This window comes from Klebsiella sp. 54 (genome assembly GCF_018223875.1).
GTDB classification, from domain to species: Bacteria; Pseudomonadota; Gammaproteobacteria; order Enterobacterales; family Enterobacteriaceae; genus Klebsiella; species Klebsiella quasipneumoniae.
In genome coordinates, this window is the sequence record NZ_JAGRRA010000005.1 from 273,781 (window position 1) to 294,092 (window position 20,312).

Sequence of the window (20,312 nt, forward strand, 5' to 3'; positions counted from 1 at the left end):
GGCCAGCGCGGAAGAACCGGAGCGTACACGTAGTACGTGAGGATTCTGAGCACTGCCCGAGTTCAAAATGGCAAGCAAAATAGCCTGGTGCGAAGTCAAGGGGAGTAAAATTACAATGGCTATGGTCCAACCCAAATCGCAGAAGCTACGTTTATTTACCACGCATCTCCTGCTACTGATTTTTATCGCGGCGATTATGTTTCCGCTGCTGATGGTTATCGCCATCTCGCTGCGCGAGGGTAACTTCGCCACCGGCAGCCTGATCCCGGATACCATCTCCTGGGAGCACTGGCGTCTGGCGTTAGGCTTCAGCGTCGAACACGCGGATGGCCGCGTCACGCCGCCGCCGTTCCCGGTCCTTCTGTGGCTGTGGAACTCGATTAAGGTCGCCGGGATCACCGCGATCGGTATCGTCGCCCTCTCCACCACCTGCGCCTACGCTTTTGCCCGTATGCGCTTCCCGGGGAAAGCGACACTGCTGAAAGGGATGTTGATTTTCCAGATGTTCCCGGCGGTGCTGTCGCTGGTGGCGCTGTACGCGTTGTTTGACCGCCTGGGCCAGTACATCCCGTTCGTCGGCCTCAACACCCACGGCGGCGTGATCTTTGCCTACATGGGCGGTATCGCCCTGCACGTCTGGACCATCAAAGGCTACTTCGAAACCATCGATGGCTCGCTGGAAGAAGCGGCGGCGCTGGATGGCGCGACCCCATGGCAGGCGTTCCGCCTCGTACTGCTGCCGCTGTCGGTGCCGATTCTGGCGGTGGTCTTTATTCTGTCGTTCATCGCGGCTATCACCGAAGTGCCGGTCGCCTCGCTGCTGCTGCGCGATGTGAACAGCTATACCCTGGCGGTAGGTATGCAACAGTATCTCAACCCGCAGAACTATCTGTGGGGCGACTTTGCCGCCGCGGCGGTACTCTCCGCCATCCCGATTACGGTCGTGTTCCTGCTGGCGCAGCGCTGGCTGGTGAACGGCCTGACGGCGGGCGGGGTGAAAGGTTAAGTTTTTTGTAACACCGGCCCCAAATTTCAGAGGAGGGCCGACGGTCTAGCCGCAATACACGACCCCAACCGGGTATTGTCGCCGTCGCCCTCAGCTGAAAAAGTAAGGCCAATGCCACTGCTATCCTCAACTGGACCCTACATAAATTCTATTTGTGACTGTTGGTCAGCGGCCCTGGAGGCCGCTTTTTTTTATTCGCGTTTCAGGCGATTAGAGTTACACAGCCAGAGCGTAATCACCAGGATCAGGATCGCGGCGGAATAAATAAGTACCGCCATCGGCGACTCATGGTCGATGATGATCAGACGCACAATCGCGGTGATGCCGATATAGACAAAATAGCGCAGCGGGAAATGGAACCCCGACTGAAAATACTTGACGATCAGCGCGATAAACTCGAAGTAGAGAAAGTAGACCACCAAACCTTCCACCAGCCGGTACTTACTGGTCGGCTCCGGGGTAAAGAGGACATCGGCCAGATGCAGCGTCTCTTTACCGAGGAAGACGATCAGGATAATCCCCAGGCACAGCAGCCCAAGATTCAAAACCGTTTGCATCGCAGTGGCGATAAAATTCACCAGTGGGCGATAAACCGACGACATATTCACACCTCATAATCAGTCCTTGCTGCGTCCGGTATAGCGCAAAAGTGTGATCCAGATCTACAGTTACCCCTCACAGCGTGGGCTTTAAATTTTTGCGCCCTCAGGGCAGGATTTCGGCAAAAGAGAAAAATGCTCTCCTTAACGGCGTGTGATCGACATAACTGATTCCCATGATTTGCATAAAAATTTGCTTATACAACCATTGTTAATCAATAGCTTAATTTACATACAAGACTGCATGTTTAGATATAGCTAAAAATAAAACTTTTCTCCAGACCTTAATAAATAAAGGGTTATTTGAGAAAGTTTTTTTCTGCCGATTCCCTTAGCATATTTCCTCATCATCTTACGTCCAGGAATCATAATAATGTCTGACCAAACATCCTCTCTTTTTATTCGCTGGCTACAGCGAGAAGTCGCACCAGCATTAGGTTGCACTGAACCCGTTGCTATTTCATTTACCACCGCTTACGCCGCGAAACATTTAGCGATACCCTGCGAAAAAATTAGCGGTTTTATTTCTGCCAACCTGTATAAAAACGCCACGGGCGTCACGATTCCCGGCACGACAGTGAATGGCGTCGCGCTGGCCGCCGCCATCGGCGCCTTTGGCGGCGATGCCGATAAGGGATTACAGACCCTGGCAGGCATTACTTCACAGCATGTGGAACAGGCACAAGCGCTGGTGGACGCCGGCCACGTTAATATTGACGTCCAGGACACGCCTGACTTTATTCATCTCGATCTCACCCTCAGCGCCGGTGACCAGACCTGTCGCGTCGTGGTAAAAGGCACGCATACCAATGTGGTCGAGTTATATATTAATGGCGAACAGCAGCCATTACACGCCGGGGAAAATAGCGCCACAGCACAGGCCGAACTGCCAACTTTCTCTCTCCAGGAAGCGTATGACTTTATTATCTCCACCCCGGTTGAGAATATTACGTTTATTCTGGAAGCCGCCCGCCTCAATAGCGCACTGGCTGCAGAAGGAAAATCGAAAAAGTATGGGTTGAATATTAACGGAACATTCTCTGAAGCCGTTAAAAATGGTTTGTTAAGCAATGACTTAATGAGTGAGGTCATTATCAACACCGTCGCGGCTTCCGATGCGCGTATGGGCGGCGCCCCGGTGGTGGCTATGTCGAACTTCGGCTCTGGCAACCAGGGGATCGCGGCGACCATGCCGGTGGTAACCGTCGCCGAGCATCTGAATGCCGATGAAGAGACGCTCGCTCGCGCGCTGGCGCTCTCGCATCTGACGGCCATTTCCATCCATTCGCGCTATACCCGCCTGTCCGCACTGTGCGCGGCCTCCACCGCCGCCATGGGCGCCGCCGCCGGTATGGCATGGCTGTTTACCCGCAATATCGAAACCATCAACACCGCCATCATCAATATGATTAGCGATGTTACCGGCATGATTTGTGATGGCGCCTCCAACAGCTGCGCGATGAAGGTGTCCTCGGTGGTCTCCAGCGCCTTTAAATCTGTATTGATGGCGATGCAAAACCGCTGCGCCAGCGCCAACGACGGCATTGTCTGCGCCGACGTCGAACAGTCGATTAATAACCTGTGCCGCCTCGTGATTAAGCCTATGGCGCAAACTGATAAAGAGATCATTCGCATTATGGTCAGCAAATAAGACCAGCCCTTTTGTACCCTACGCAATAATGATTTATTGCCTGCACCAACAGGTATTTTACGATGAATAAAAAAGTCATATTACGCGGCGCCAGCGCCATTATGCCCCTGTGCATCGGGGACTTTCCTTTCTCGTTCATTGTTGGCGCGTTAAGCGTCAGCGCCGGAATGAGCGTCTGGCAAAGTACCGCGTGGTCGGCGATTGTGATTGCCGGCTCGGCGCAGATGCTGGCACTGAATATGTTAAAAACCGGCGCCACGCTCGGCGTGATTATTTTCACCACATTAATTATTAATCTTCGCCACGTGCTGTATAGCGCCTCTATTTCCGGTACCGTGCGCGAAGCCTCATTCTTTAAAAAATGCTTTATGTCCTATGCGCTCACCGACGAGGTGTATGCCACCACCGTTAAAGAGATGGAAGGAAATAAAAAGGAAAAATATCTGTTTTATGGCTCGGCGATGATCACCTTCTGGGCGATTTGGGTGCTGGCCGATTTTCTTGGCGCGCTGGTCGGCGCCTCGTTTCCCCACATTGAAAAATACGGTCTCGATTTCGCCATGGTCGCCGCCTTTATCGCCATCGTGGTGCCGCAAATTAAAAGCCAGGCCTGCACCGTCGCCGCGGTAGTGGCCGCCGTTTCCGGCGTGCTGTTAGTGGTCCTGCCCTACTCGCTGGGTATCGTCGTCGCCTCCGTGCTCGGCGTCCTCGCCGGCCTGTGCGTCGACCTGGCGGAAGAGCGCAAGCAGAGGGCAACAACCGAATCCGATATGCCGTTAGTGGAGGCGCTGGAAAATGAGTAATAGCTACTTTATCGCCCTGACGCTGGGCATGGCCGCGGTCACTTTTCTTATTCGTTTCTCGTTTATCGGCCTGGCCGGCAAGATCCAGATGTCTGAGCGGGTGACCAAAACATTGCGCTTCGTGCCGGTCACCGTCCTGCCGGCCATCATCACCATTCAGATCCTGAGCGTGAATTCCAGCATGGAGTTCGACTTAAAAAACCCGAAGGTGATCGCCGCTATTATCTGTACGCTCGCCAGCTTCCGTTTGGGTCTGGTGTGGGTGGTGGTCAGCGGCGTCGGCTCACTGGTGCTGTTGAATTATTTTCTGTAACTGTTTGAAGGGTAACCCCATGATTATTACTACCGCTGACGCGCCCGCCGCGATTGGTCCGTACGTTCAGGGCGTCAATCTCGGCGCGATGACCATCACCTCCGGCCAGCTGCCCATTAATCCGCAGGACGGCACCATGCCCGACGACATTGCCGAACAGGCGCGCCAGTCGCTGGAGAACGTGAAAGCCATCGTCGAAGCCGCCGGCCTCAGCGTTGGTCAGATCGTCAAAACCACGGTGTTTGTGAAAGACCTGGCGGATTTTGCCGCCATCAATGCCGCCTACGAGGCCTTCTTTACCGAACATCAGGCGGCCTTTCCGGCGCGCTCCTGCGTGGAAGTGGCCAGGTTACCGAAAGACGCTGGCGTCGAAATCGAAGCGATCGCTTTCGCCCGTTAACCCCCCGGCTGGAGGAAGAACCTCCAGCCCCTTCCCCACCGATTTTTGTCGTTCCACGTTGTTCATATTACAGGCACTATAGCCACTGAACGACCCGAGGAACGCAGCATGTTGACTATCCGAAAGGCATTGCCCGAGGACGCGCCACAACTGAGCGCGATGGGTTATGCCAGTTACCAGCACCACTTCGCCCATCTCTGGCGCAATGCCGATGAACTGGCGTTATTTCTTAAGCAAGAATATGCCGAAGATGCGCTACGTCGGAGTCTGACCGATGCCAACCATCATTGGCTCATCGCCGAAGCCGCTTCCCCCGTTGGTTTCGCTAAATATAGCTATCAGCAGCGAATGGCTGAAGATGGCACGATGGGTACGCTGCTGCATAAGCTCTACCTGATGCCGGGGGAGACTGGCCACCGCTACGGCGAGCAGATTTTTCACGCCATCGAGACGCGAGCAAAAACGGCCGGCGAACGCTGGCTGTGGCTGGAAGTACTCGCCGCGAATCCCGCCGCGCGCCGTTTTTACGAACGCCAGGGGATGCAGCACATCAGAGACACGACTTTCCATTCCGCCAGCCAGCAAAGCACCTTGCATATTCTGGCCAAACCGCTATGAGAGGAACTATGCCTGAGCTTCGTGATACCGGCGTACGTAACGTCGTCTGTGGGAAAAATGTCGTTATTTACCAGCCCGCCAACCTGTACGACTGCACGCTGGGTGATAACGTCTTCGTTGGACCGTTCGTTGAGATCCAGGGGAATACCCGCATCGGCGCGGAGAGTAAAATCCAGTCGCATACCTTTATCTGCGAGTACGTCACCATTGGCCGGCGCTGTTTTATCGGTCACGGGGTGATGTTCGCCAACGACCTGTTTCGCGACGGCAAACCAAACGCCGACCGCGCCAGCTGGGGGCGGATTGAGATTGGCGATGACGTGTCGATCGGTAGCGGCGCCACGATTCTGGCCGTCAGCATCTGCGACGGCGTGGTGATTGGCGCGGGCAGCGTGGTGACGAAGTCCATCACCGAGAAAGGCGTGTGGGCGGGAAACCCAGCCCGCCTGCTGCGGAGGCTGTAAAAAAATGCCGACCATAAGGTCGGCATTTCGTCTTAACGGCGCAAGCGTTATGCGCGCCAGGCTTTATAACGGTTAATCAGACCGTTAGTGGAGCTGTCGTGGCTGCTGACTTCGCTGCCGTCTTTCAGCTCCGGCAGGATGCGGTTAGCCAGCTGTTTGCCCAGCTCAACGCCCCACTGGTCGAAAGTGAAGATGTTAAGGATCGCGCCCTGGGTGAAGATTTTGTGCTCGTACAGAGCAATCAGCGCCCCGAGGCTGAACGGGGTGATCTCACGCAGCAGGATGGAGTTAGTCGGGCGGTTGCCTTCGAACACTTTGAACGGCACCACGTGCTCCAGGGTCGCCGGATCTTTACCCTGATCGCGATATTCCTGCTCCACCACTTCACGGGATTTACCGAAGGCCAGGGCTTCGGTCTGGGCGAAGAAGTTGGACAGCAGCTTCGGATGATGATCGGAGAGCGGGTTGTGGGTGATAGCCGGGGCGATGAAATCGCACGGTACCATTTTGGTGCCCTGATGGATCAGCTGGTAGAACGCGTGCTGACCGTTGGTGCCCGGCTCGCCCCAGATGATCGGACCCGTCTGGTAGTCCACGGCGTGGCCATTACGGTCAACATACTTACCATTGGACTCCATGTTGCCCTGCTGGAAGTAGGCGGCAAAACGGTGCATGTACTGGTCGTACGGCAGAATCGCTTCGGTTTCTGCCCCGAAGAAGTTGTTGTACCAGATACCGATCAGCGCCAGCAGTACCGGCAGGTTTTTCTCCGCCGGGGTGGTGGAGAAGTGTTTATCCATCGCATGCGCGCCGGACAGCAGCTCAACGAAGTTGTCGAAGCCCACGGAGAGAATGATGGACAGGCCAATCGCCGACCACAGGGAGTAACGGCCGCCAACCCAGTCCCAGAATTCGAACATGTTGGCGGTGTCGATGCCGAACTCGCCAACCGCTTTCGCGTTGGTGGAGAGCGCCGCGAAGTGTTTAGCCACGTGCTTGTCGTCGCCCGCGGTCGCCAGGAACCAGTCGCGCGCGCTGTGGGCGTTGGTCATGGTCTCCTGGGTGGTGAAGGTTTTGGACGCGACCAGGAACAGGGTGGTTTCCGGATTGACGCTCTTCAGCACTTCGGCAATGTGGGTGCCATCGACGTTGGAGACAAAGTGCATGTTGAGGTGGTTTTTATACGGGCGCAGCGCTTCGGTGACCATGAACGGACCGAGATCGGAACCGCCAATACCAATGTTGACCACGTCGGTGATCGGTTTGCCGGTGTAGCCTTTCCAGCTACCGGAGATAATCGCTTCAGAGAAGGTTTTCATCTTCTCCAGCACAGCGTTCACTTCCGGCATCACATCTTTGCCATCAACCACAATCGGCGTGTTGCTGCGGTTGCGCAGCGCGACGTGGAGTACCGCGCGATCTTCGGTGCGGTTGATCTTTTCACCGGAGAACATCGACTTGATGGCGCCCGCCAGGTCGGTCTCTTTCGCCAGATCCTGCAGTTTAGCCAGCGTCTCTTCGGTGATGCGGTTTTTGGAGAAGTCCACCAGCATCAGATCGTCAAACGTCGCGGAAAACTTAGAAAAACGGTCGCTATCTTTGGCGAACAGCTCGCTGATAGTGACATCTTTCATTTCGTCGAAGTGTTTCTGTAATGCCTGCCAGGCAGAGGTCTGCGTTGGGTTGATGTTTTTCATTAGCAATACTCTTCTGATTTGAGATTGTGACTTCGGTCGATTGTAGCGCCGGTGACGGAAAATTGTGATGATTTTTGTGACTTGTCCCTGACGCCGGTCAGGAATCGGGTCAAAACGGAGTAAAAAGCCCCATTAGTATAGCTATCATAAGGCTTTTTTCTGTTAGCCGCAGGGGCATGAAAAATCCGCATAACCGCAGCGTTGACATAGCTGGCGTTAAGCCTTTATATATCCGCAGTGCTTACGTATTGTAAGTATCTATTGCTCGCGCATTTCACGCTACAGCGAAAGGGTATTCGCGGGGGATATAATGTCCTTATTCCCCCGGCCAGGTGAAAGACGTCGGTAATTGCCAGAAGAGGTGCGTTGCCCAGGTAACCGTATTGGAGGAACCAGTCCGGCGAAAATACGTGAGGGGGAGCAACGCCGAGGTGAAAGAGCGTCTGGTTACGCTCCTCACCGGCCACAGGGGCTGAATCCCCTGGGTTGTCACCAGAAACGTTCGCAGTCGGGCGTTTCATACCCGAACACTTCAGCGCCCAGAGCGGTGAGTCGGGTCTACAAGGTGGAGCACTTCTGGGTGACATCGTAGTTGTTTATCATTCTGCGCCACCCTGTTTATCGCTCTTCCCTTGTGCCATGGCTGAATAATTTGGCCTGGCTTATTAAGACATTTTGTTGCGATCCGGCGGCATCCAGCCCCTGCCAGGATCGGTGTTCAGGAATCGTTTTAATAAGTCAGGCCCCCTGACACGAGGTTGTTATGACAGATTTAGTCGTCGCCAAATTTGGCGGCACCAGCGTTGCTGATTTTGACGCGATGAACCGCAGCATTGATGTGGCGCTGCTTGATGCCAATACCCGTATTGTTGTGCTCTCCGCCTCTGCCGGCGTGACCAACATTCTGGTGGCCTTAGCGGAAGGGCTGGAACCCGCCGAACGTTTTTCCCAGCTGGACGCTCTGCGCCAGATCCAGTTCAATATTCTGGAGCGTTTGCGCTATCCCAACGTGATCCGCGAAGAGATTGAGCGCCTGCTGGAAAATATCACCACGCTGGCAGAAGCCGCCGCGCTCGCCTCCTCTAGCGCGCTGACTGACGAACTGGTCAGCCATGGCGAACTGATGTCCACCCTGCTGTTTGTGGAGATTCTGCGTGAACGCGGAATTCAGGCGCAATGGTTTGACGCCCGTAAAGTGCTGCGCACTAACGATCGCTTTGGCCGCGCCGAACCGGATATCGCCGCTGTCGCCGAACTGACCCAGCAGCAGCTGACGCCGCGTCTGGCGGAAGGCCTGGTGGTGACGCAGGGCTTTATCGGCAGCGAAGCGAAGGGCCGCACCACCACCCTCGGCCGCGGCGGCAGCGATTATACCGCCGCTCTGCTCGGCGAAGCGCTGAATGCCACCCGCGTCGATATCTGGACCGATGTGCCCGGGATCTATACGACCGACCCGCGCGTCGCGCCAGCGGCGAAACGCATCGACGTCATCGCCTTTGAAGAGGCGGCGGAAATGGCCACCTTTGGCGCCAAAGTGCTGCACCCGGCGACCCTGCTGCCTGCCGTGCGCAGCGATATCCCGGTATTTGTCGGCTCCAGTAAAGAACCGAAAGCGGGCGGTACGCTGGTGTGTAAAACCACCGAGAACCCGCCGCTGTTCCGCGCGCTGGCGCTGCGTCGCCGCCAGACGCTGCTGACGCTACATAGCCTGAATATGCTGCACTCCCGCGGCTTCCTCGCCGAAGTGTTCGGTATTCTGGCGCGCCATAACATCTCCGTCGATTTGATCACCACCTCCGAAGTGAGCGTGGCCCTGACCATGGACACCACTGGCTCAACCTCTGCGGGCGATACCCTGTTGACCCAGGCGCTGCTGACCGAGCTCTCCTCGCTGTGTCGCGTGGAAGTGGAAGAAGACCTGGCGCTGGTTGCCCTGATCGGCAACGAGCTGTCGAAAGCCTGCGGCGTCGGCAAAGAGGTGTTTGGCGTCCTTGATCCGTTTAACATCCGCATGATCTGCTATGGCGCATCCAGCCACAACCTCTGCTTCCTGGTCCCTGGCGCCGATGCGGAGAAGGTGGTGCAGACGTTGCATCATAATTTGTTTGAATAAAATTCCTTAGCACGATAAACAATACCTATAGCCGGGCTCGAACCCGGCTTTTTTATAACAACATCAACACAACCAGCTGACCAGCTCGCCGCCCTACCGGTTCGGCGCGGCCGGTTTGCGTATCGCAAGGAACACAACATGCTCGCAACTCTGACGCGGCTGTTCCCGTTATGGGCACTGCTGCTCTCCGTTCTGGCCTATTACACCCCCACCACTTTCACCCCGATCGGCCCGTGGGTTACCACCCTGCTGATGCTGATTATGTTCGGTATGGGGGTACATCTAAAGCTGGCGGATTTCAAACGCGTCCTGTCGCGTCCGGCGCCGGTCGCTGCAGGGATATTTCTGCACTATCTGGTGATGCCGCTCGCCGCCTGGCTGCTGGCGCTGCTGTTTCATATGCCGCCGGAGCTCTCCGCCGGGATGGTGCTGGTGGGCAGCGTCGCCAGCGGGACGGCCTCCAACGTGATGATCTTTCTGGCCAAAGGGGACGTGGCGCTGTCGGTGACTATCTCCTCGGTCTCCACCCTGGTCGGCGTCATCGCGACGCCGCTGCTGACCCGTCTGTACGTCGACGCGCACATTCAGGTCGACGTCATGGGGATGTTGCTGAGCATTCTGCAGATTGTGGTCATTCCCATCGCCCTGGGGCTGATTGTCCATCATCTGCTGCCGAAGGTGGTGAAAGCGGTGGAACCGTTCCTCCCCGCTTTCTCGATGGTGTGCATTCTGGCGATCATCAGCGCGGTGGTGGCAGGTTCCGCGGCCCATATCGCGTCCGTTGGCCTGGTGGTGATTATCGCGGTGATCCTGCATAACACCATTGGCCTGCTCGGCGGCTACTGGGGCGGACGTCTGTTTGGTTTTGATGAATCCACCTGCCGTACGCTGGCGATCGAGGTAGGGATGCAGAACTCCGGCCTGGCGGCCGCGCTGGGTAAAATTTACTTCGGCCCGCTGGCGGCGCTGCCGGGAGCCCTGTTCTCCGTCTGGCATAACCTGTCCGGTTCGCTGCTGGCCGGATACTGGTCAGGGAAGCCCATCGCCAAAAAAGCCAGCAAGCGCTGAGCGTGACACGTCCGGGCGCAGGCCCGGGCGTGTGCGTTATCCAATCTGCAAACGTACTGGTTTACCTAACTTCATTAACATCATGACTAACGCATCCAGGGTAAACTTACTGGTTTTCTGATTGACCACATCTGAAATGCGTGGGCGCGAAATGCTCAACTTCGCGGCAGCATCGGCCTGCTTCAATTGATGTTCATCTATCCACTCAGCGATTTCCTGCATTAACTGTCGTTTAAGCGCCATCAACTGCTCAACTTCTTTTTCCGCTTGTCCGCGAAGCTGCTCTGCGTCAGCATCATCAAAGCCCAGTTCACTGAATATATTGCTCTCTTCAGAGGTCACATGACGGATACCATCCACACTCTTACGATTCATTTATGACTCCTGTGTTCCTGCTGTATAACCCGCAAACGGCTTCTGACAATCTGTTTTTCGTGTTCGGCGGTCCGTCGCGTCTTTTTGTTAAAACAGTGCAGGACATATATCGCCTCTGCAAAACGGGCCAGATAAATTACCCGATATGCACCGGAAAATTGGCGCAGGCGGATTTCTTCAACCCCCCGCCCCAGTTGAGGCATTGCTTTCCAGTCCGCAGCCTCTAAACCCGACTGTAAACGATAAAGCTGAAATCCGGCATCTCTGCGGACGTCCTCAGGAAACTGGCGCAGATCGTCAAAGGAAGAGCCCATCCAGACGATACGCCTTAATCTTGGTTGCTGATTGAGCATACCACATCCTTGTATAAAATTTTATACACCACTCGCCCGATATTTATCGTCGATAACAGGTTGATCGTGCCGTTACCCTAAGCCAGTTCACCTCACGGGTCACGAACGAGGGAAATATTCTGCGAGGCGCTTTCCGGATGAGTTCTATTTTGCGCTGATTACCGTACACTGGGTGCTCTGGTCTGACTGAGGGCACCATCATGGCACTCCCCCGAATTACACAAAAAGAGATGACCGAGCGCGAACAGCGCGAATTGAAAACGCTGCTTGACCGCGCGCGCATTGCGCACGGCCGCCCGCTGAGCAATGCGGAAACGAACAGCGTGAAAAAGGAATATATCGATAAGCTGATGGCGCAGCGCGAAGCGGAAGCGAAGAAAGCCCGCCAGGTGAAAAAACAGCAGGCTTATAAGACGGATAAGGAAGCAACCTTTTCCTGGTCGGCGAATACGCCGACCCGCGGCAGGCGTTAGCGCCCTTTCTTTTTACGTCCCGGCTGGGTGAAACGTTTGCCGTTGCCAGCCGGGCGGCCTTTATCGTTGCTATTTTCCACCTTCACCACCGGGCGCTTGATCCCGGGGGTCGCCGCTTTGGCCTTCGGCTTCGCTTTCGGCTTCGCTTCGGAAGAGGAGTTTTCAATCAGCTTGAACAGGTCGATCAGCTCGTCATCGGTCAGATCGCGCCACTCACCCAACGGGATCCCCGTCAGGCTGACGTTCATAATCCGCGTACGCTCAAGCTTCGTCACTTCATAGCCAAAGTGCTCGCACATGCGACGGATCTGGCGGTTTAACCCCTGCACAAGGGTGATGCGGAAAACGAACGGCGCTTCTTTCTTTACCTTACATTTTTTGGTCACGGTCCCGAGAATCGGTACCCCCGCGCCCATGCCGCGAATGAACTCATCGGTCACCGGCTTATCGACCGTAACCAGATACTCTTTTTCATGGTCGTTGCCGGCACGCAGGATCTTATTCACCAGGTCGCCATGATTGGTGAGGAAAATCAGCCCCTGGGAGTCTTTATCCAGACGGCCGATAGGGAAGATACGCTTGCTGTGGTTGACGAAATCGACAATGTTGTCGCGCTCGCCGTCTTCTGTGGTGCTCACAATGCCGACCGGCTTATTCAGCGCAATCAGCACCAGATCATCCGCTTCGCGCGGCTCAATCAACCGTCCGTTAACTTTGACCAGGTCGCCAGGCTTCACCTGATCGCCAATCGTGGCGCGCTTGCCATTGATAAAGACGTTGCCTTGTTCAATAAAGCGGTCCGCTTCGCGACGCGAGCAGATGCCGCTTTCACTGATGTATTTGTTTAATCGGGTTGATGAGTCGGGCAGCATAGATTCTCCTGTAAAAGCGAAATATACCCTACCTTGTGGGCGAGAAAAAACCTGGATTGTGTGATTCATTATCCAGAAGCTTCGTCGGGCTTGTGAACAGCATTCCGCTTACCTACATCATGCGCCATATCAGCGCGCCGGTATGGGGGCGATGCTAGAATTTCTGCTTCAATAATATTTTTAAAACAGGAAGAAAAGATGGAACTGCTGTTACTCAGTAACTCCACGCTGCCGGGGAAAGCCTGGCTGGAACACGCCCTGCCGCTGATTGCCGGTCAGGTCAAAGGGCGCCGTAAGGCGGTATTCATCCCCTTCGCTGGCGTGACGCAATCCTGGGATGATTACACGGCCAAAGTGGCTGCGGTTATGGCGCCCATGGCGGTCAGCGTAACCGGTATCCACAGCGTCGACGACCCTATCGCCGCCATTGAAAGCACCGAGATGGTGATCGTTGGCGGCGGGAACACCTTCCAGCTGTTGAAAGCGTGCCGCAGTCGCGGTCTGTTGGCGCCGATTGTCGATGTCGTCAAACGCGGGGCGCTGTATATCGGCTGGAGCGCAGGTTCAAACCTCGCCTGCCCGACCATTCGCACCACCAACGATATGCCGATTGTCGATCCGCAGGGATTTGATGCGCTGGGGCTGTTCCCGCTACAGATTAACCCGCACTTCACCAACGCGTTGCCGACCGGGCATCAGGGCGAAACCCGCGAACAGCGTATCCGCGAACTGCTGGTCGTGGCGCCGGAATTAACGGTGATTGGTTTGCCGGAAGGAAACTGGATCCAGGTCACCGATGGTCACGCGACGCTCGGTGGCCCGAACCCGACGCTGTTGTTCAAAGCGGGGGAAGAAGCGATAACCCTGCCTGCGGGCCACCGCTTCTGAGGCTGGGTGGCTAACGTTTCCCGGATAGCGGCGCATTGCGCCTTATCCGGGCTGCCTCAACGGGACGTCCAAACGCAAAACCCCGGTTAGCACAGCGTCGCCGGGGAATGGCTCAGTAGTCATCCCGTTCGTCGTCTTCATCCGGTTGCTCCATCACGCTGTAAGCCACCGAGCAGAACAGGCTGTTCAGGCGCTTCATATCCCCCAGCAGCGCCAGATGCAACGTACTGGTTTCGATACTCTGCACGTTCTGCTGATGCAGACGGTCAACGTGCGCATGCGAGTAGCGGCGGTTAAGAATGCGGAACCGGTGTTTGCTGCGCCGCAGGCGACGAGCGCTCGGCACATCGCTGGAGAAGAAGACCGACATCGCCAGCTGCAGATTGCTGAGCAGCAGATCGTACAGGGCGTCCAGCTCCTTTAACCCTTCCACCGAGAAGGCGCGACGCGCCGCCAGCGATTTATCGGCGATCTCGCTGCCCATCCGCTCGACGATATCGGAGGCCTGCTCGAGGTTTAACGACATCTCAATAATTTCCGCCCAGCGCCGGGACTCTTCTTCCGCCAGCTCATCCTTTGGCATTCGCGCCAGATAGAGCTTAATGGCGGTGTAGAGGACGTTGATATCGTCCGCCATGCGGCGCAGTTCTTTCTCCTGACGCGGTTCGCCATGCATCACCTTATGCAGGCTCTCCATCATTTGCTCCATCGCGTCGCCAATGCGCAGCGTCTCGCGTGCGGCGTTGGCTAGCGCCAGCGCCGGGGTGTCCAGCGCCGACGGGTCAAGATGCTTGGGTTTGAGATGGTTATCCAGCTCGGGTTCATCGCGGATCATGCGCTGGCACAGCTTCGCCATCGGTCCGGCAAAGGGCACCATCGCGATGCAGCGCAGCAGGTTATAAAAGACGTGAAAGTAGATAACCAGCTCAGACTCCGCCAACGGCAGCTTGTGCATCGCCGCGGCCAGCGGATGGACGAACGGCAGAATGATCAGGCTCCCCACCAGCTTAAACAGCAGGCTGCCCAGCGCCACCCGGCGCGCCGCCGCGTTCGCCGCGCTGTTGTTGAGCATCGCCAACAGCCCCGATCCCAGGTTGGCGCCAATCACCAGGCACAGCGCCACCGGGAAAGAGATCGCTCCCGCCGCGGTCAGCGTCGCGGTCAGCAGCACCGCCGCCAGGCTGGAGTAGCTAATGATCGCGAATACAGCGCCAATCAAGGCATCCAGCATGATATCCCCGGTCAGCGAGGCAAAAATCACCTGCACGCCGTTGGCCTGGGTAATGGGGTGGACGGCCTGCACAATCAGCTCCAGGGCCAACAGGATCAGCCCAAGGCCGATCCCCACTCGCCCCAGCTGCCCGGCGCGGGTCTGCTTGCGGCCGAGGAAGAAAATCACCCCGATAAATATCAACAACGGCGACAGCCACGACAGGTCGAAGGTCAGTACCCTCGCCATCAGCGCCGTCCCGACGTCGGCGCCCAGCACCATCACCAGCGCCGGCGTGAGGCCCACTAAATCCTGGGCGACAAACGAGGTCACCAGCATGGTGGTGGCATTGCTGCTTTGTACCAGCGCAGTCACGCCAAGACCCGCGCAGAAGGCGAGCGGCTTTTTCTCTACGCTGCTACTGAGAACGGTACGTAGGCGAGCGCCATAGACGCGCATCACCCCGGTACGCACGATATGCGTGCCCCACACCAGCAGAGCGACCGCGGACAACAGGTGTAGCAGAGTTAACACGGAATCAGCTTCTCCTTATCGTTATAGGTGTTCCGACGTTCTGGAACCTATCTCAGTATAAGGGGTTAACCTCAATAAAGAGACAAGGCGCTCACAGAGCGCCTTGTTAGTTGTAAGGAAAGATGACGACTAGTCCGCATCATAGCCCAGATTAGGGGCTAACCAGCGCTCGACTTCCGCCGGGGTCATCCCTTTACGCCGCGCGTAGTCTTCGACCTGGTCGCGCTGGATCTGCGCCACGGCGAAGTACTTGCTGTCCGGATGGCTGAAATACCAGCCGGAAACCGATGCCCCCGGCCACATGGCGAACGATTCGGTAAGCTTCATGCCGGTATGGGCTTCGACGTCCAGCAACTGCCAGATGGTGCCTTTTTCAGTGTGCTCCGGACAGGCCGGATACCCCGGCGCCGGACGGATCCCTTGGTAATTCTCGCGAATAAGTTCCTCATTGCTGAGGTTCTCATTGGCCGCATACCCCCAGTAGACCTTGCGCACTTTCTCGTGCAGATACTCGGCGAAGGCTTCCGCCAGACGATCGGCGATGGCCTTGATCATGATCTTGTTATAGTCGTCATGCTGCGCTTCATAGGCCTCCGCCAGCGCGTCCTCTTCCAGGCCGCCGGTGACGGCGAAGGCGCCAATGTAGTCCGCTTTGCCGCTCAGCTTCGGCGCCACAAAGTCGGCGAGGCAGTAGTTGGCGAAGCCGACCTTCTCCGTCTGCTGGCGCAGGTGATGGCTCACCGTCAGCACGTGGGTGCGGGTTTCATCGCGATAGATTTCAATATCGTCGCCCACCCGGTTGGCCGGGAACAGGCCCACCACGCCGCGCGGGTTGAGGGTTTTCTCTGCGCTCAGTTTATCCAGCAGCTCGTTAGCGTCTTTGAACAGGCGCTGCGCCTCTTCCCCTACCACTTCATCTTCCAGAATGCGCGGATATTTACCCGCCAGCGACCAGGTCATAAAGAACGGCGTCCAGTCGATGTAATTGCGTAGCGTCTCGATACTGGCTTCCACCTCCTGAATCCCCAGGCGATGGGCCACCGGCGGCGTATAGCTCTCCCAGTCAAAGGCCAGATCGTTTTCCCGTGCGGCCGCCAGGGTCACCGGCGGGGTGCGCGGTTTTTTACGTCCATGCTGGATACGCACGGTTTCATACTCTTTGCGCGTGCGGGCGACAAACTCATCGCGCTGCGTATCCGAGAGCAGCGCAGCCACCACCCCGACGGTGCGCGAGGCGTTCTGTACGTAAACGGTCGGGCCGCTGTAGTTCTGCTCGATTTTCACCGCCGTATGCGCTTTCGAGGTGGTCGCGCCACCAATAAGCAGCGGGATGGTAAAGCCCTGACGCTCCATCTCTTTCGCCACGTTAACCATCTCGTCGAGCGACGGGGTGATCAGCCCGGAAAGGCCGATGAGATCCGCGTTCACCTCTTTGGCGGTTTTGAGAATTTTATCCGCCGGGACCATCACGCCAAGATCGATGATTTCGTAGTTATTGCACTGCAGCACCACGCCGACGATGTTTTTGCCGATGTCATGAACGTCGCCTTTTACCGTGGCAATCACCATTTTGCCGTTACTGGAGCCCTGTTCTTTACTGGCTTCGATAAACGGCTCAAGGTAGGCCACCGCCTGTTTCATGACGCGAGCGGATTTCACCACCTGCGGCAGGAACATTTTGCCTTCGCCGAACAGATCGCCGACCACGTTCATGCCGTCCATCAGCGGCCCTTCGATCACCTCAATCGGGCGGGCAGCCTGCTGACGCGCTTCTTCGGTGTCCTGTTCGATAAATTCGGTTATGCCCTTCACCAGCGAATATTCGAGGCGTTTTTTCACCTCCCAGCTGCGCCACTCCGCCTGCTGGGCATTGGCGCCATCGTCAACTTTACTGCCGCGATATTTTTCCGCCAGTTCGAGCAATCTTTCGGTGCTGTCATCGCGGCGGTTGAGGATCACGTCCTCCACCGCGTCGCGCAGCTCGCCCGGCAGGTCATCATAGATGGCCAGCTGACCGGCGTTGACGATCCCCATATCCATGCCGTTGCGGATCGCATAGTAGAGGAATACGGCGTGGATCGCCTCACGGACCGGGTCATTGCCGCGGAAGGAGAAGGAGACGTTGGAGACCCCGCCGGAGATCAGCGCATGCGGCAGCTCGCGTTTGATGTCTTCGCAGGCGCCGATAAAGTCCTGGGCATAGTTATTGTGTTCTTCGATACCGGTCGCCACCGCAAAGATATTCGGGTCAAAGATAATATCTTCTGGCGGGAAGCCGACCTCTTCGGTGAGGATTTTGTAGGCGCGACGGCAAATCTCAATTTTACGTTCGCGGGTATCAGCCTGGCCCACTTCGTCAAAGGCCATCACCACTACCGCAGCGCCGTAGCGGCGAACCAGTTTCGCATGGTGGATAAAGGGTTCGACGCCCTCTTTCATCGAAATCGAGTTAACGATGCCTTTGCCCTGAATGCATTTCAGGCCTTTCTCAATAACTTCCCACTTGGAGGAGTCGATCATGATCGGCACGCGGGCAATGTCCGGCTCGCCGGCAATCAGGTTGAGGAAGCGCACCATCGCCGCTTCTGCGTCGAGCATCCCCTCGTCCATGTTGATATCGATAATCTGCGCGCCGTTTTCCACCTGCTGACGCGCGACGTCCAGCGCTTCGCTGTACTTCTCTTCTTTGATTAAGCGTTTAAATTTCGCCGAGCCGGTAACGTTGGTACGTTCGCCGACGTTAACGAACAGGCTGTCATCGCCGATATTGAGCGGCTCCAGGCCGGCGAGGCGGCAGGCCACCGCGATTTCCGGCAGCTGGCGCGGCGGCAGGCCCGCTACCGCCCGGCTCATGGCGGCGATATGCTCCGGGGTCGTACCGCAGCAGCCGCCGACGATATTAAGGAAACCGGCTTCCGCCCATTCGCGGATCTGCGCCGCCATGGTATCGGCATCCAGATCGTATTCGCCGAAGGCGTTGGGCAGGCCGGCGTTCGGGTGCGCGGTGACGTAGCATTCAGCGATGCGCGACAGCTCCTGGACGTACTGGCGCAGTTCGTCCGGCCCGAGGGCGCAGTTCAGACCAAACGATAAGGCTTCGGCGTGGCGCAGCGAGTTATAGAAAGCTTCGGTGGTCTGCCCGGAAAGCGTGCGGCCGGAGGCATCGGTAATGGTGCCGGAGATCATCAGCGGCAGGTCAACGCCCAGCGCCTCCAGCTCCTCTTTTACCGCATAGATGGCCGCTTTGGCATTCAGGGTATCAAATACCGTTTCAATCAGGATCAGATCCACGCCACCTTCCACCAGCGCCCGGGTGGATTCGCGATAGGCGGCCACCAGCTGGTCAAAGGTAATATTACGGAACGCCGGATCGTTCACATCAGGCGAAATAGAGGCGGTGCGGTTAGTTGGGCCAAGCACGCCGGCGACGTAGCGCGGTTTTTCCGGCGTGCGGGCCGTCCAGGCGTCGGCGCTGGCGCGGGCCAGCTTCGCCGCCGCAAAGTTGATCTCTGCCGACAGGGATTCCATCTGGTAATCCGCCATCGCGATGGTTGTCGAGTTAAAGGTGTTGGTCTCAATGATATCCGCGCCGGCCTCGAAGTAGGCGTCGTGGATCTCGCGGATCACCTCGGGCTTGCTGAGCACCAGCAGGTCGTTGTTGCCTTTCAGGTCGCACGGCCAGTCAGCAAAGCGCTCACCGCGAAAGTCCTGCTCACTCAGACGATAGCCCTGGATCATGGTGCCCATGCCCCCATCCAGAACCAGAATACGTTCTTTTAACTGCTGATGCAGTTGCTCAACTTTGCTGCTCACACTTGCTCCCGACAACGCTCAACTCAGGCCAAATAGCCAACAAACCATACTGGCATAAACCACCGGAGCGGAAAAGACGACAACGGGCAATATGAGACATGTTCAGCTTCACTCCTCCGATGAGTCCGGTTGTGATTGCATTATTGCCAAATAAAACGAAAATTATTTCCACGATACAGAAAAAGGAGTCCGCGATGGCCACTACCCCCGTTCCCGCGAAACGCGGCAGAAAACCCGCGGCTGCCACCGCCCAGCAGGCTGGCGGTCAGGTTCAGTCGCTGACCCGCGGCCTGAAATTGCTCGAATGGATTGCCGAATCCCACAGCAGCGTCGCACTGACCGAGCTGGCGCAGCAAGCGGGTCTGCCTAACTCAACCACTCACCGCCTGCTGACCACCATGCAACAGCTGGGTTTCGTCCGCCAGGTCGGCGAGCTGGGCCACTGGGCCGTCGGCGCGCATGCCTTCGTGGTCGGCAGCAGCTTTCTGCAAAGCCGCAATCTGCTGGCGATTGTCCACCCGATCCTGCGCCAGCTGATGGAAGATTCCGGTGAAACGGTGAATCTGGCAGTGCTTGACCAGAGCGACCACCAGGCGATCATTATCGACCAGGTGCAGTGCACCCAGCTGATGCGGATGTCGGCGCCGATCGGCGGAAAACTGCCGATGCACGCCTCCGGCGCCGGGAAGGCGTTCCTCTCGCAGCTGAGCGAAGAGCAGGTTACCAGCCTCCTGCACCGTAAAGGGCTACATGCCTATACGCATGCCACGCTGGTCTCGCCGCTGCATCTGAAGGAAGATTTAGCGCAGACCCGCAAGCGGGGCTACTCGTTCGATGACGAGGAGCACGCGCTCGGCCTCCGCTGCGTCGCCGCCTGCATTTATGATGAACACCGCGAACCGTTCGCGGCAATCTCCATCTCCGGCCCCATCTCACGCATGACCGATGACCGGGTGACCGAGCTGGGCGCGCTGGTGATCAAAGCGGCGAAGGAAGTGACGCTGGCATACGGCGGGGTTAAATAAAAAAATGCCCCACCGGGGCATTTTAAGTAGGCCTGAT

Annotated in this window: 19 protein-coding genes and 1 riboswitch; of the genes, 12 read left to right on the forward strand and 7 right to left on the reverse strand. The window is 56.9% G+C overall.

Annotated features, from left to right (window positions below; all coding sequences use genetic code 11):
* The first annotated feature begins 115 nt into the window (after positions 1-115).
* Positions 116-1,006: a maltose ABC transporter permease MalG gene (gene malG / locus KHQ24_RS14630; protein WP_002884725.1), complete on the forward strand. Its 891-nt coding sequence runs from the start codon at positions 116-118 to the stop codon at positions 1,004-1,006.
* A 191-nt stretch (positions 1,007-1,197) separates the two neighbouring features.
* On the opposite strand, the gene psiE is transcribed toward malG, so the two are convergent.
* On the reverse strand, positions 1,198-1,608 hold the full coding sequence (gene psiE, locus KHQ24_RS14635) for a phosphate-starvation-inducible protein PsiE (RefSeq protein WP_004206282.1): 411 nt from the start codon (positions 1,606-1,608) through the stop codon (positions 1,198-1,200).
* 370 nt (positions 1,609-1,978) lie between these two features.
* Here psiE and KHQ24_RS14640 point away from each other — a divergent pair, with 370 nt between their 5' ends.
* The 6 genes from KHQ24_RS14640 (at position 1,979) to KHQ24_RS14665 (ending at position 5,854) form a co-directional block, all read left to right on the forward strand.
* A complete protein-coding gene (locus KHQ24_RS14640) occupies positions 1,979-3,256 on the forward strand; it encodes a serine dehydratase subunit alpha family protein (protein ID WP_004206279.1) in 1,278 nt (425 codons plus the stop codon).
* Between the two features lie 62 nt (positions 3,257-3,318).
* Positions 3,319-4,059 (forward strand): AzlC family ABC transporter permease, encoded by a 741-nt coding sequence (locus KHQ24_RS14645; protein WP_004206277.1) that lies wholly within the window; start codon positions 3,319-3,321, stop codon positions 4,057-4,059.
* Complete coding sequence (locus tag KHQ24_RS14650; RefSeq protein ID WP_004206276.1) at positions 4,052-4,372, forward strand: AzlD domain-containing protein; 321 nt, start codon at positions 4,052-4,054, stop codon at positions 4,370-4,372. The genes KHQ24_RS14645 and KHQ24_RS14650 overlap by 8 nt, the downstream gene beginning before the upstream one ends.
* A gap of 19 nt (positions 4,373-4,391) precedes the next feature.
* Positions 4,392-4,772 (forward strand): RidA family protein, encoded by a 381-nt coding sequence (locus KHQ24_RS14655; protein ID WP_043519204.1) that lies wholly within the window; start codon positions 4,392-4,394, stop codon positions 4,770-4,772.
* Positions 4,773-4,880: 108 nt separating this feature from the next.
* Positions 4,881-5,390 carry a GNAT family N-acetyltransferase gene (locus KHQ24_RS14660; RefSeq protein WP_044525125.1) on the forward strand — a complete coding sequence of 170 codons (510 nt, stop codon included), beginning with the start codon at positions 4,881-4,883 and terminating at the stop codon, positions 5,388-5,390.
* Positions 5,391-5,398: 8 nt separating this feature from the next.
* Entirely contained in the window at positions 5,399-5,854 is a 456-nt protein-coding gene (locus KHQ24_RS14665; RefSeq protein ID WP_032454553.1) for an acyltransferase, read from the forward strand.
* A 47-nt stretch (positions 5,855-5,901) separates the two neighbouring features.
* Here KHQ24_RS14665 and pgi read toward each other — a convergent pair whose 3' ends face one another.
* Positions 5,902-7,551: a glucose-6-phosphate isomerase gene (gene pgi, locus KHQ24_RS14670; RefSeq protein ID WP_004206271.1), complete on the reverse strand. Its 1,650-nt coding sequence runs from the start codon at positions 7,549-7,551 to the stop codon at positions 5,902-5,904.
* Positions 7,552-7,899: 348 nt separating this feature from the next.
* Positions 7,900-8,135, forward strand: a riboswitch (Lysine riboswitch).
* A 179-nt stretch (positions 8,136-8,314) separates the two neighbouring features.
* Between pgi and lysC the strand changes: the two genes are divergently transcribed.
* Together lysC and panS are read left to right on the forward strand one after the other, a co-directional pair.
* Positions 8,315-9,664 (forward strand): lysine-sensitive aspartokinase 3, encoded by a 1,350-nt coding sequence (lysC, locus tag KHQ24_RS14675; protein ID WP_048293997.1) that lies wholly within the window; start codon positions 8,315-8,317, stop codon positions 9,662-9,664.
* 138 nt (positions 9,665-9,802) lie between these two features.
* Positions 9,803-10,732 carry a ketopantoate/pantoate/pantothenate transporter PanS gene (gene panS / locus KHQ24_RS14680; RefSeq protein ID WP_017900130.1) on the forward strand — a complete coding sequence of 310 codons (930 nt, stop codon included), beginning with the start codon at positions 9,803-9,805 and terminating at the stop codon, positions 10,730-10,732.
* A gap of 36 nt (positions 10,733-10,768) precedes the next feature.
* Here panS and KHQ24_RS14685 read toward each other — a convergent pair whose 3' ends face one another.
* Entirely contained in the window at positions 10,769-11,107 is a 339-nt protein-coding gene (locus KHQ24_RS14685; protein WP_004206819.1) for a helix-turn-helix domain-containing protein, read from the reverse strand.
* Positions 11,104-11,460 carry a type II toxin-antitoxin system RelE/ParE family toxin gene (locus KHQ24_RS14690; RefSeq protein WP_065878224.1) on the reverse strand — a complete coding sequence of 119 codons (357 nt, stop codon included), beginning with the start codon at positions 11,458-11,460 and terminating at the stop codon, positions 11,104-11,106. Before KHQ24_RS14690 ends, KHQ24_RS14685 begins: the two co-directional genes overlap by 4 nt.
* A gap of 200 nt (positions 11,461-11,660) precedes the next feature.
* Here KHQ24_RS14690 and KHQ24_RS14695 point away from each other — a divergent pair, with 200 nt between their 5' ends.
* The gene (locus KHQ24_RS14695) at positions 11,661-11,933 is read left to right on the forward strand and encodes a DUF3811 domain-containing protein (RefSeq protein ID WP_004177859.1); all 273 of its coding nucleotides are present in this window, start codon (positions 11,661-11,663) and stop codon (positions 11,931-11,933) included.
* Here KHQ24_RS14695 and rluF read toward each other — a convergent pair.
* Entirely contained in the window at positions 11,930-12,805 is an 876-nt protein-coding gene (rluF, locus tag KHQ24_RS14700) for a 23S rRNA pseudouridine(2604) synthase RluF (RefSeq protein ID WP_017900131.1), read from the reverse strand. The genes KHQ24_RS14695 and rluF overlap by 4 nt on opposite strands.
* Before the next feature lie 198 nt (positions 12,806-13,003).
* Here rluF and pepE point away from each other — a divergent pair, with 198 nt between their 5' ends.
* Complete coding sequence (gene pepE / locus KHQ24_RS14705; protein ID WP_004206823.1) at positions 13,004-13,693, forward strand: dipeptidase PepE; 690 nt, start codon at positions 13,004-13,006, stop codon at positions 13,691-13,693.
* A 112-nt stretch (positions 13,694-13,805) separates the two neighbouring features.
* Here pepE and KHQ24_RS14710 read toward each other — a convergent pair whose 3' ends face one another.
* Positions 13,806-15,437 carry a Na/Pi cotransporter family protein gene (locus tag KHQ24_RS14710; RefSeq protein ID WP_023319475.1) on the reverse strand — a complete coding sequence of 544 codons (1,632 nt, stop codon included), beginning with the start codon at positions 15,435-15,437 and terminating at the stop codon, positions 13,806-13,808.
* A gap of 129 nt (positions 15,438-15,566) precedes the next feature.
* Positions 15,567-19,250, reverse strand: coding sequence for a methionine synthase (gene metH / locus KHQ24_RS14715; protein WP_004206825.1), 3,684 nt, complete (start codon positions 19,248-19,250; stop codon positions 15,567-15,569).
* Between the two features lie 194 nt (positions 19,251-19,444).
* On the opposite strand from metH, the gene iclR reads away from it, so the two are divergent.
* Positions 19,445-20,275, forward strand: coding sequence for a glyoxylate bypass operon transcriptional repressor IclR (gene iclR / locus KHQ24_RS14720; protein WP_004206826.1), 831 nt, complete (start codon positions 19,445-19,447; stop codon positions 20,273-20,275).
* The last annotated feature ends 37 nt before the right edge of the window (positions 20,276-20,312 follow it).